Annotated in this window: 13 protein-coding genes; all 13 read right to left on the bottom strand. The window is 61.9% G+C overall.

Features of this window, described 5'->3' with window-relative positions:
* Positions 1-9 precede the first annotated feature (9 nt).
* Genes ACFPWW_RS27675 through ACFPWW_RS27735 form a run of 13 tightly spaced genes read right to left on the bottom strand, consistent with a single transcriptional unit; the run spans position 10 to position 11,904 of the window.
* A complete protein-coding gene (locus tag ACFPWW_RS27675) occupies positions 10-3,231 on the bottom strand; it encodes a DUF4815 domain-containing protein (protein ID WP_377314329.1) in 3,222 nt (1,073 codons plus the stop codon).
* The gene (locus tag ACFPWW_RS27680; protein WP_377314331.1) at positions 3,231-4,355 is read right to left on the bottom strand and encodes a phage tail protein; all 1,125 of its coding nucleotides are present in this window, start codon (positions 4,353-4,355) and stop codon (positions 3,231-3,233) included. Before ACFPWW_RS27680 ends, ACFPWW_RS27675 begins: the two co-directional genes overlap by 1 nt.
* Positions 4,355-5,230, bottom strand: a complete 876-nt coding sequence (locus ACFPWW_RS27685) for a baseplate J/gp47 family protein (RefSeq protein ID WP_377314333.1) — start codon at positions 5,228-5,230, stop codon at positions 4,355-4,357. The genes ACFPWW_RS27680 and ACFPWW_RS27685 overlap by 1 nt, the downstream gene beginning before the upstream one ends.
* Positions 5,231-5,243: 13 nt before the next feature.
* A complete protein-coding gene (locus ACFPWW_RS27690) occupies positions 5,244-5,618 on the bottom strand; it encodes a GPW/gp25 family protein (RefSeq protein WP_377314335.1) in 375 nt (124 codons plus the stop codon).
* 8 nt (positions 5,619-5,626) lie between these two features.
* Positions 5,627-6,160, bottom strand: a complete 534-nt coding sequence (locus tag ACFPWW_RS27695; RefSeq protein WP_377314337.1) for a hypothetical protein — start codon at positions 6,158-6,160, stop codon at positions 5,627-5,629.
* On the bottom strand, positions 6,157-6,963 hold the full coding sequence (locus ACFPWW_RS27700) for a hypothetical protein (RefSeq protein WP_377314339.1): 807 nt from the start codon (positions 6,961-6,963) through the stop codon (positions 6,157-6,159). The genes ACFPWW_RS27695 and ACFPWW_RS27700 overlap by 4 nt, the downstream gene beginning before the upstream one ends.
* A complete protein-coding gene (locus ACFPWW_RS27705; protein ID WP_377314341.1) occupies positions 6,963-7,346 on the bottom strand; it encodes a hypothetical protein in 384 nt (127 codons plus the stop codon). Before ACFPWW_RS27705 ends, ACFPWW_RS27700 begins: the two co-directional genes overlap by 1 nt.
* Before the next feature lie 2 nt (positions 7,347-7,348).
* On the bottom strand, positions 7,349-7,567 hold the full coding sequence (locus ACFPWW_RS27710; protein WP_377314343.1) for a Rho termination factor N-terminal domain-containing protein: 219 nt from the start codon (positions 7,565-7,567) through the stop codon (positions 7,349-7,351).
* Positions 7,568-7,613: 46 nt separating this feature from the next.
* On the bottom strand, positions 7,614-8,642 hold the full coding sequence (locus tag ACFPWW_RS27715; protein WP_377314345.1) for a major capsid protein: 1,029 nt from the start codon (positions 8,640-8,642) through the stop codon (positions 7,614-7,616).
* Positions 8,643-8,657: 15 nt separating this feature from the next.
* Positions 8,658-9,029: a head decoration protein gene (locus ACFPWW_RS27720; RefSeq protein WP_377314347.1), complete on the bottom strand. Its 372-nt coding sequence runs from the start codon at positions 9,027-9,029 to the stop codon at positions 8,658-8,660.
* A gap of 15 nt (positions 9,030-9,044) precedes the next feature.
* Complete coding sequence (locus ACFPWW_RS27725; RefSeq protein ID WP_377314349.1) at positions 9,045-10,100, bottom strand: head maturation protease, ClpP-related; 1,056 nt, start codon at positions 10,098-10,100, stop codon at positions 9,045-9,047.
* Between the two features lie 11 nt (positions 10,101-10,111).
* Complete coding sequence (locus tag ACFPWW_RS27730; RefSeq protein ID WP_377314351.1) at positions 10,112-10,369, bottom strand: hypothetical protein; 258 nt, start codon at positions 10,367-10,369, stop codon at positions 10,112-10,114.
* Positions 10,369-11,904, bottom strand: coding sequence for a phage portal protein (locus tag ACFPWW_RS27735; RefSeq protein WP_377314353.1), 1,536 nt, complete (start codon positions 11,902-11,904; stop codon positions 10,369-10,371). The genes ACFPWW_RS27730 and ACFPWW_RS27735 overlap by 1 nt, the downstream gene beginning before the upstream one ends.
* Positions 11,905-11,977 lie beyond the last annotated feature (73 nt).

An 11,977-nucleotide genomic window follows, 5' to 3' on the forward strand; every position in this document is an offset into this window, starting at 1 on the left:
CTATCCTCGTCAGAAAATTCCGGCGCCGAAATCGCCGATCATGAGCCGCGCGTCCGGACCGCCCGTCGCCGAGATCTTCAGCCGAGCCTGCACACCGGTCAGCGCCGTTGCCTCGAACTTCTTCTCGGTCCAGAGCGGAAACGCGAGAGGATCCGTTCCGATGAGCGGCAGAGCTACAAACGCCCCGCCATCGATCGAATAGGCCATGCTGATCGTCGCTCCGCCCGGCAGGAAGGTTTTCAGATAACTGGTGATGCGCACGGCCGTTCCGAGATCGAAGGCGCGCGTCACATAGGTCAGGTCGGTCGCGATCTCGCCCGCGACAAGCTCGACCGGTGCATAGAGGATCGGCGAAAGCTTCGCGGTGCCCGTGAGTACTGCGCGCAGCTCGACCGTTTCCGTGATGAATTCCGGAAGCGAAAGCACCTGGAACGGCAAAAGCCGGTAGATCGTGCCGTTGGTCCGCTCGATCTCGAAGACGACATTGCAGCCGGCAGACGGCAGCTCGACGGCCGCGCGAACCTGAAGATCCGAGCAGTCGACGAGGTCGAAACTGCCGAGCTCGACGGTCTTGGTCAGCGTTGCGAATTTCGCTGCCACGACCCTGAATGTCAGCGCCTCGTCCTGATGTGCGGTCCATGTCGCCGCATTGACGGACGAAAAGCGCGGTCCGGTCACATAGGGATGGACCGTAACCCACTTCTGCTGATCCGCGTCGAACCCGCCGAGTTTGGCGATCGAGATAGAGTGCGCGTTATCGTCAGTCTTGATCACGAAGGCATGGCTGCGATCGTTGGGCGTCGTCAGCGGCAGATTGTAGCGGGCCGACTTCCAGCCAACGATCGCGCCCGCCATCGAGACAACAGCCTCGGCTGCGACATCCGTCGTCGGATAGCCGGTATCGGTCGAGACCTGGTCGACCAGCAGATGCTTCGCCGTATCGCCGATATTGCAGAGATGGAAGTCGACGCCGACCACCTGCCGTGTTTCCGCGAGCGCGAAGAGCTGCGCCTGCGGATCCGCGCCGCCCCATCCGCCGCCACCGAGATCACTGCTGCCACCGGTTCCATTGCCGCTGCCCGCCCGGACGGTGAGCTGGCGGCGCGTCCAGTTATTGACGGTCGTCACCCGGCGCATCACATCGATCTCAATCGTGCCCTGCCCGGTAAAGAGACCGATAGCCTCTGTCTCGCCCTGCCCGAGCGCGTGCACTTCCTTCGTGCCGGCCGTCACATTGGCCGGGATCGTGAATGTGCCCATGATCTTGCCGCTGGCATCGGCCGTCTGCGTGCCGGGCGGCTTCACGCTGATCTGGTCGAACGTCAGCGTGGCCAGGATCTCGCCTGCCCCGAAACCGCTGATCTCGAAACTCACGCTGATCTGCCGTAGGAATTCTGCCTGCTGTACGCGCTGGTCGACAAGTTGGTTATCGGTCGTGACTTCCTGCAGCGGCCCGTTGTCCCGCCGCGTGCCGCGATTGAACTCGTTGGTCTGCGGCGAAAGCCATTCGGTGCGAGATTCCGTCCAGAAATCGGCAGCCGGCGTCAGCTTCATCGCGCCTGGAAGCGGCGTGAAGTTGGCATAAGGATTGATCTTTTCGCACTGCGTCTTCAGCAACTGCGAAACGACAACCTCTTCCGTCCAGTCGAGCATGACAGGCGCATCGAAATCGGCCTGGTAGAAGGTCGGCGTGATCGACAGCTCGAGAATGCTGTTTCCGATCGCGCCGGTCTGCGCCTCGCCGGCATCGCGATAAGAATCGTCGATGAACGGATCAACGAACATGCCACGCTTGGCGACCGGCTCCCGACTATCGATCCCGCTTTTCAATCTTTCAAGCTGCACCAGCCGGTCAAGGTCCAGAATGCGGCCGAAATAACGCCACATCTCGGAATAGGGCAGCGAGCGCACGCCGTCATTGACGATCGCAGGTGGTGCCATCCAGTTGTTGCTGATCTGGCAGAGCGGCAGCACATCGGACGGGACGCCCGGCGCCAGCGGGTTCATCCTCGCCGGCAGGCCTTTCACGTAGAGCGGCGAGCCGTCCTGTTGCAGGCAGAGCCGGTCGATTCGCGGCAGCTTCTGGGTATAGGCGACGATGATGTCGCCGCCTGTCGCGCCGCCGGAGACCGTGATCGTGGTATCCGTGAAGCTGTCGGCCGTGACCAGCGCGCGATAACGATAGGTCACCTGATAGGTCGAGCCGACCGATGGCTCACTTCCGGCCGGTGCCCAGTCGATCGTATTCCCGACAAGTGTGTAGTCAGCCGGCGAGGCATAGGTCGTGCCCCCTTGTTTGACGAGCGAAACGGAGATGACGCTGGTGTCCGGCAGGCCGTCGGCGCCGTTGACGATCGCGCCGCGCGTGACGGTGACAGTCTTTTCCTTCGTCAGCAGGATCGAGTTGATGACGCCGATCGGCGCGGCATCGACATTGAAGGTGACGGATGCACCGCCCGTATAGGTGTGCGTTTCGCCGGGGATCGCCAGCTCTTCCCAGGCCTCCGGCTCGGCATGGCGCAGCGCGGCATAGCGCGTCCGCTTCCAGCCGTTGATGTTCGCTTCGCCCTGCTCGATCGAAAACACCTGATCGCCGCTATCGGCGCCGAGCGCGGTCACGCGGCAGCCGCTGACGATATAGTTGCCGTTCGGCCGGTCGTAGGCGGCCAGCGCCTGCATGGCCGGCTCGAGGATCGACGGACCGGTCTGGTCGAGGATCGTCCCGCCCTGCAATGTATAGACGGCATAGAACTGACCTTCGCCGTCATCGTCGACCCATGCCCAGGAGATGGACACGCTTTCACGCGCAGCACCTGGCTCACCCTCTGCAAGCGAGCCGGGCACAATCCCGAGCAAGGACGGGTCGTCCTCGTGGGTGATGTAGGTCTTGCTCACGCGCACACCGACCTCGGTGCGGCCCGTCATCGTCACGCCCGTCAGCACGGCCGGCGCGACCGGAAACACATCGCCCTCGACATAGATGCTGCCGGCGCTAAGCGTCACGGTTTCAGCCTCGATGTCGACGACAGCGTCGGCGCGATCGATACGATTACCATCCTTGGCGACCAGGCGTCCGAGCCGGTTGTGACGGCTGCGCGCGATGGTCTGCATCTCCTGCAATTCCGGCCCCTGTAGGAACGGGCGGTCGCCGTAGAAGACGACGCTCTGCCACGCTCCCTTGCCGGCCGCCCTGTCGAAGGCGTTCGGCAAGCCGCTCTCGTGTTCGTACATCAGAACCTCATCAGGAACTTGATCTGGTCGCGCACGGTGGTACGCAACGGAAGGGAGACCGGGCGAACGGCAATTGCATCTCCGCCGGTCATGTCGTCGGGATCGAGCCACAGCCGACCGGACGGGACGCCCGGCGCAAGAACGGGTGCGACCGTCAGTTCGAGACTCGCCGCCTGCACGTCCGCAGCATCGCCGAAATCGGTCATCGCCTCGACATAGAGCATCGTGGCGCCTGTAGCCGGGCGATAGGTGGCGCCGCCGAAGGTATAACCCGCACCGAATCCTTGGTTGACCGGGCGCACGGCGCGGCATCGGCGGTGGCCGATGACGGCGCCTTCGCCATCGCGGAAGGTGACGTAGAGCGCGCGGCTCTGAAACCACGACGCCATCAGGATCTGACGGGCAACCGTTGGATTGTCGGCCCAGCCGAAATCAGCGTCGACCCAGGGGTAATCCATGTCAATCCAGATCAGGCTGTCGCCTTCAGGCGGATCGATCCAGTTGCCGATCGCAAGTCCTTCGGCCTCAGTCAGCAGGTGCTCGATCTCGGACGTGCGCCCGAACGACCAGAGCGTTCCGGCGCTCGTTACGGCAACGCCGCTCTCCCGCTCCAGCATCCCGTCATCGAGGCGCGAGCGGTCGAGCTCAATCGCCTGCGCATCGTACTGGTAGACGCCGCGGCGCAGGATCGACCGCTTGGGCAGCGAGAGCTGCGTGATGCCTTCGATCCGCGACAGGTCCGGATCGTCGGCGGCCGGAAGCGCCGGAAAGCGCAACTGCGTCGAATTCCAGAAGGCCCGGCCGTACCATGCGTCTTCCAGCGTGGCGCTGTAGCCAACGAAGCCAAGCCCCTTGGCGACCGAGGCCGGCGTCCCGCGAATGCGCTGCCACTTCACCCCTTCCCGGTCGACGACAAGGTTATAGAGGTTTGGCACGAAGGGCGTCAGTTCGCCAAGACCGTATTCCAGCACCAGCCATGGCAGGAACGACGACGGCGGCGAAACGAGTTTTGCCGTGCGGATGGCCGTCACAGCGGCGCCGATATCCTCCCAGCGGTCACCGAGCGAAGCCTCGATCGTCGTTTCCAGCAGCCCGGAATTCGACGGCAGCAGTGAACCGGCCATCAGAAATCCCGACCGCGAAGGGTCCCCGTGATGGTTCCGATCGAGATCGCCTGGTTGGGCGGCACGATCACGTCACCGAGCGGTGATGTAGGCGTGACCTTGTACATGCCCGCGATCATCAGCTTTGACTTCCACCATTCCAGCACCAGGTTGCGGCCAAGTGTATTTTCTGTTGCCCACGCGGTTCTCAGGCTCATCGTAGCTCGCTCCAGCGTCGCTGCATCTGCATCCGGCAGCAGCCATGCATCAAAGGCGATATTGACGACGGTGCGAACCGCTGTCTCCGTGACGATCGTGTCGTTGACCATCTTGAAGTCGAGCGGCTGCACGGCCGCGTCGGCAATCGCCAGCAGTTCCGGGGAGGCAACCCCATCGGGATCGGTCGAGAAGATCGCGATATGGATCAGCGGGCTACGGCCGACCGTGTAGACGATCGCATCCGAGATCCGGACATCGGCCGCCATGACCCTCGCTTTGTAGCGTGGCGCAGTGCCCCCGGTGGAGCGGCCTTGAATTTCGAGTACGACGCGCGCACGCAACCTGTCGTCTTTTTCTCCGACAAGCCGCGTCACATCGTAGAATGCTGCCAGCATGTCGAGATCGGCGTCCACCGCGAGTGGCAGCATATAGGCCTGGATCGCCTCATTGACGCGCTGGCGCATCAATGTTTCGCGATAGCTCTCCGCCTCGTTCAGGATAACCGGCGGGTCGGTCTCCAGCAGCACCACGTCATAGGCGGGCAACGCAAGGGACGGATTGGCCGCGCGAACCTCTGCCCACTTCTGCTGGAACAACCCGTTCTGACGGGTCACGATCGCCTCATGGTCCAGCTCCTCGATGATCCGGGGCGCGGGAAGCGTGCTGATGTCGATCATGCTGGCGTCCCGATCAGTTCGTAAAGGCAATGCGTGTCGTGCGATCCTCAGCAATTGAATAATCGCCGAGGTGGCCGCGCGGAAAATAGGTGCCGAGAATGACGAGCTCGACCTTGCCCGTGGCGGCGACCGTCAGGACCTGCCCCCGCCGCATCCGAAAGCGCGGCTCCCATCGTGCGATCGCAGACGCAGACGCGGAGTAGATCGCGAGGATGTTGCGCCGGGTCATCTTCAGGTCGACCAGATCCGGCAGATCCGAGCCGAAGGTGCGGCGCATGACGCGCGCTCCGATCGGTGTTGTCAGGATCTTCTCGATCGACTGCTCCGTATGCTCCCAGTCGCTGAGGGGCTTGCCCGTCTGCGCGTTTACACCCGTAGAATCGGTCATTGCTTACCTCAAGCAGGAGGGCCGGTAAGGTCGCCGCCCTTCAGAACGTCTTTGTGCTTGTGGGTGTGCCCGACATCCTTGTCCTCGTGATGCAGGTAACCACCTTCGAAATCGACGTCACCCTTGATCTTGACCTTGCGAGCCTCGAGGGTTGCTGTATCCTCGGTAAGGCTCCAGATCGTCTGCCCGATCGTCACCTTGAACGGGACGTCGCTGTTATCCCGGACGTTCTGCTCGGAATAGCTGCTGAGGTCGATCTGTGCGTCCGTCAGGTCGCCCGTTTCCGAGACGACATCCACCTGCTCTCCTTCGGAAAGCAGGATGTCGATCTTCACCAGACCGGCCCCGAGCTGCTTCGGGCTGATCCATCCCGTCAGGTACGGCTTGCCGCCCTGCTCGGAAAGAGCAACCCTATAGAGCCCCTTCTCATGATCGACATGCTTGACCGTCCCGGTGCGCTTGCGGTTACGGTTGCGGCGCTCAAGCTCGGCCAGCCGGCCATAGATGTCAGCGACCATATCGGCGATGTTGTCCGGGATCACGGCTGCGCCAACTCGGCCGGGCTGACACTGACTTCCGTGATCCCGATATCGCCGCCGGCCGGATCGGCCGAGCCGACCTGCAGCGCATCCGCCTCTTCGCTGGTCATGCCGTACCTGCGCTGAACGATATGCCACGGCAGTTCCGAACCGCTGATCTGTGCGGAGATCATCTCCATCTGCGCCCTGATCATCGGGTCTGTGACGCTGTCGGTCTTCGCGAGGAAACGGGCCATGGTCGAGGTTGGCTTCAACGGCTCGCCTTTGACCGGATCAGTCAAAAGATCGGCCATGACGCGCATCTGCTGACCGGCGACACGCAAACCGTCCTCATCGCTGCCAGCCCTTGCCCTCGCCACATCGATAACGCGGGACATGAAGCCGAGAAAGATCTTGGACCACTCGTTGTGTGGGTCGTTCAGCGTATCGACGATCTGGCGCATCACCATGTCGAGCATGAATTCCATCGGCCCATCGGTCGCCGGCAGTCCTATACCAATGATCTTGGTTTCGTCGGTGTCCGGATCAGCTTCGGTCATCGTCGCCGCGATGCCGCTTTCGAACAGGATCGCTGTCGGCCCATTGACGCCAAGCGCACGGGTGGCATTGCCGATCGTGGTATCCTTCGTGCTCGCCTCGTCCGTGTATACGGCGATGAACGGCGCATCCTCGGAAAGCCGCAGCGATCCGGCATCGTTTGACTTGATGGCGACGATCTGGCTGTCGAGAACATTGCTGCCGACGAGGGTGCGGTCTCTCAGCGCCATGATCGCCGAAATCCGCACCGCAGCTCGAACAAGGCTCATCAGCTCTGCCCCAATCTCACGATAAGCCGCGTATGATCGCGGCCGTTCACCGAAAGAACCTCGAATACGACATCGCCAGGCCGCGAAAGCGCCCTCACCTTATCACCCTTCTTCAGTTCGACATCCGGATATTTCGCTCTGTCGATCCGAAGCTCGGCTTGCCCGGCAACGATCTTCGCCTTCCATTTCCGATCACTTCCGCCATCGGTACTGGTCGGCTTCTCCTCCCCGGTGCGCAGCACTGCCTCGATGGTGACCTGCGCCCGGTCCGGATCAGCCGAAGCCGCCTTCATGGGCGACAGCCGCACGGGCTCCGCGAACACCTGGTCGACCGCAGAAACGACGCGATCGCGGAGCTCGTGGAACCGTGCAGCTATCGGCATTCTCAGGCCTTTGCGTTAATGGCGGCGACGATCTCCGCCTTCGTCATATCCGCATTGGCCTCGACACCACGGTCGGCGGCGATGGCGAGCAGTTCGTCCTTGGTCAACCGGTCGGTGACTTCGGCGTGTTCTGCTTCGTCGTCATTGCCTTCGTAGTGCTGCCCGGGCTTCAGAAACTCGCCGTTATAGAAGCCCGCCTCAGTTACAAGACGCCTTGTCATTGCTCTCTTCCCTCCGTGAGGTGTTGACTAAGCGGCCTCGCGCCGATCAGTACGCCTTGCCGCGAAGAAGCATCTCAGGACGGGTCGCGATGAACAGCGGATAGCTGTAGATTTCGATCCTGTCCCATTCATCGCGGCCGGACGTATCGGCCAGCAGAAGGCCGACCTTCTCCTGACCACGCTTGTTCAGATACGGCTTGAACTCGCTCGCGGGAGCCCAGCCGACCTGGAAGGCGTTGCGCGCACCGATCGGGAAGAAGCGCGCCTTATCAGTGGCGATGGCGATGGTGCTGTCATCATCGGTGCCGCGGTAATTGATGAAGGTGATGCCCTCGAAAGTGACGACCGAATAGCCCTCAATGCCTTCTAGTGCCATTGCACCTTCGGTGTTGAGCTTCGTTTCCTTGTACTGCTTGTGGTTGACAAGCGTGTCGAAGAACGTGTCGCCCACTAACGAGCCGACACGCGTGCCAGGCGTCCAGATGCCCTTGCCGGCCTTCTGCATCGCACGCTTAACGTCACGGCATTTCTTGCGGACATCAGTGGTGTCGACGTCGAGTTCGAAGTCGATTTCTGCAGGCTCTGCGATACCCCAGAAGTTGTACCAGTCGACAAGTACCGTCGTGCCGTCGGCATCCAGAACCTTGCCCTGGATGGCGCCGAAGCGCATATGCTCCCAGGTCAGTTCGAGATCGTCAGTGATTTGCGCAGTGCGGCTGCTCACCTCGTCGGCAACCTCGACGGTCTGGTCTTCCATCGGCAGCGCAGCAATGCCGGCCAACTCGATCGCATAGATCGTCGAACCTTTCGCCAGCCGCACCGCTTCCATAGTCCGCACCTTCGCGCCTTTCGGGATCAGCTCTTCGGGAGGAGCACCGGTCGGCGAGGTCGGGATCAGGGTGAGCGTGCCATTCCGATCGACGATGGCGATCGTGCGCGACCGCGAATAGATCGGAGAGAAGAGCCCAAGCGATCCAAGGAGCTGAGGCTTGAAATCGACGCGGTCGACGACCTCTTCCTGCATCTCGATGACACCCCAGGCATTCTGGTTGAAAACGTCAGTCACTAAGGCCATGGAATGCCCTCCTTCTTATCGGGATACGATGCCAAGCGCGGCCAACTGGGCAAGCGCGGCGGTTTTCTGGGGGTCAGTGACACCGGCAGCCCAGACCAGGACGGCGGCCTGAACTTCGGTATCTCGGGCGGTAATGGTGCGACGAACGTCCGCGGAAGTCGCATCGCAGGCCTCATAGAGGATCGCAGCGGCGTTCTGCGAGCCATCGGCAGCACCCGGTGCAAGCGGCACCAACTTCTTCGTGGCGGTGACACGGCCGAGAACGGCACCTGCGTCGAGCTTTCCGCTACCGCTGGCAATGACACCAACATCGCGAGAACGAAAGCCGTTCGCCTCGGAGACGAGATAGTGACCGGTCGGGCGAAGGCCCTGAGTAAGTACGGGCATCGGAGCGATCTCCTGTTATCGGCGCTTGTTGAGACGATCGACAGAGGCAGAAAGAACTGCCCGCGCCGTTGCCTTGTCACCGGGTTTCGTGTTGAGCGGGGTCTTATTCAAACCCTGCGCGTTCATCCGACGAGGCTGGAACTCTTCCTCTTCCTTCTCGTCAGTCGCACCGGCCTTCGGCGAAACGGCGAGTGTTGCCTTCGCCTGGTCGACCGAGCTCCCTGTATTGAAGAGGTGCTCGGCAAGCGTCTCGCGGCCTTTGGCTTCTTCCAACCCCATGATCGCCGCGCGCCGCTCGCGGTCGGCTTTTACGGCGGTGTCCACGCTCGCGGTCGCTGCAGCGAGATCCGTCTTCAGCTTGGCATTTTCGGCGGCAAGCTGTTCCGCACGTTCCTTATCCGTCATTGAGGGCTCCTCTGCTGGACGGGTACTTGCGGCGGGTGCCGCCGGCTTGGTCGACATCGACCAATTCTTCTGTTTTGCGAGATCGACGAGCGCTGTCGGCGCGTGGGCGAAAATCCGATAATCGAATGCCGCGACGGGCTCAGCCGCAGTTTCGGTCGTGGCGTCGGCGAAGCCTTCGCTGACTGCTTCCGGAGGGGTGAGCCAGCGCTCTTCCTTCATGATGGCGCGGCAATCTTCAGCAGTCTTGCCGGACTTCATCGCGTAGACGCGGGCATAGGCTGTGGCCAAAGCCTCAAGAGCTTCGATCGCCTTCTTGTGATCGTCCGAGGTTCCAGCCGTATAACCGCTGGGATCGTGGATCATCATGACGGCGCCGGCAGACATGGTGACTTTCTTGCCTGCCATCGCAATCAACGACGCGGCTGACGCGGCGACGCCTTCAATGACGATGTCGGTTTTGCCCTTCCGTGCGGAAAGCAGCGCATGAATTGCCGCGCCTTCCGTGGCAATACCACCACCGGAATTGAGGAACACCGTGAGCGGGTCGGCATCGTCGATCTGCGCGAGAGCCATGACGACGTCGCCTGACGTAAAACCGTCCTCGAAATAATAATCGCCGACATAGCCAGAGAGCCGGAGCTTTCCGTCTTCGAGAATAGCAGCCATAATGAAAAACCTCAGTAAGGGCGCATCACGCCACGGATCGCGAAGCGCTTGCGTTTCGGTGTCTCGCCGCGGGAAAGCTGGCAATTGCGGATGGCTTCATCGAGCGCCCGCTTCACATCGTCGAGCTTGGCGTTGGCATAACGAGCCATGTCTTCGCCGAAGCGCGCTTCGGTGACCATTTCGCCGCTGAGGAGTGCTTCCTCGACCTTCCGAAGCTTGATCGCGCGCGCGCACCAATCGACGCCGCTCGGGTCCTGTTCATCGGCCATCAGGCGGCTTCCTTCACAGGTTCGCGATTTCCCTCGACGGCCGCTCCATCTGGACCGCCGCCCCCACCTTTTGCACGGCCGAACGGATGCGGGACGTTTGCGCTTGCGAACATCTTGATTTCGCGGCCGAGCTGCTCGATCTGCTCTTCGCCGTTCTTTCCCATCATCGCGCACTCTTCGAAGAAGGTTGATGTGCCCAACTCGAGGCGGATCTTCTGAGCCATCGCAGCCTTGTAATCGTCGGCCGACGGCGCGGCTGGACCGCTCCATTCCGACTGAAACACACTCTCGCGGTCAGCCTGGAAGGCAGCGTACCCGCCTTTGAACGGGATCTGCCCGCGAAAGATCTTCTCTTCCAGCCATCGCTCGAAGATCGCCTGGACGAACGGAACGGCGATGCGGGTGCGTCGGCGCAGAACGATCGGCCAGATGCTGGCGACCGACATTCGCACCGACGAATACGAAGCCGACGAGTGATCCATCGTCAGATTTTCGAAGGTGATCCCCAGGCATCGCGCGACTTCCCGAAGCAGGTTCTGGAAGAACGGCAGATACTGAGATCCCGGCGTCGCCGCCGTATGCATCTGGAATTCTTCGCCAGGGCCAAGATGATTGACCCTTGCGGAATCGGACATCGAGATGCCCTTTTCCTTCAGCGCGCCGAGGCGCGCATCCCATACGCCGAGCAGGTCATGCTGCAGGCCGCTGAGAAACTCGTCCCAGGAGCCTTCGCTGCCGTCGAAATCCTTGGGCTCCGGAATATCCGTGAGCGTCGAGATCGCTTCGAAAGCCTCTGCGCTCGCTTCCGGGCTCTTGATCGTCGCCGCGAAAATCGTCTGCATCAGCGCCGTCGCCAGTGTCGCATCTGCGAGCTGATCGGACTGCGCAATCACCTTCAGCGCTGCGGCAAGAACAGAGATGCCGCGGGCGCTATTCAGGTTCTCGCCGCGATCCATGACGTGGATGACATCGGCGGCATCGATATCGCGATCGCTCTCAATCCCCGCCTCACGGACACGGAAGCGATACGACACTGCGCGCCAATAGGCGTCGTGAAAGATGCCCTGATCGAGGCCTTCAGCCTCGCGCGTCACCCTGGGCAGCCGGTGCGAAGCGATCAGTGAAACCTTCGTGCCGGTCTTCAAGCCCAGGCGGCGCTGCTCTCGCAGCGGCAAATTGTCGAGAATGCCGAATGCTTCACCCGTGACCAGGTAGGAGCGGACTGCGGCCTCGACCATCTCGGCAATAGTAGCCTTGCCGGCGAGATCGCATTCCTTCGGGTTCCAAGCCCAGCGTCGCCATTCACGCTCGACCTGGCGGCACCATTTCGCGGCCTGTACGTCGGTATAGCCGAACTTCTTCAATTGAGCCCGGCAATTGAGCTTCAGCTCCTCGCCAATCGTGTCAGATAGGATCTGTGTGACGGCGCCTGCGATCCATCCGCTGTTGTGCAGGAAATCAGTTGCGAGCGCCGAGGCGCGATCGGCAGCTTCACGAACGTCCCGCTTGGCGTCACGCGTGATCGCCTTTCGCATCGCCAAGACGCCAGCGCTGTCGCCGCGCAGGTACCGGGCAGTGTGGCGACGAGGCGCAGGGACGTGCGGCGCT

Origin of the sequence: Rhizobium sp. GCM10022189, from assembly GCF_042656325.1 — a bacterium.
Taxonomy (GTDB): domain Bacteria; phylum Pseudomonadota; class Alphaproteobacteria; order Rhizobiales; family Rhizobiaceae; genus Rhizobium.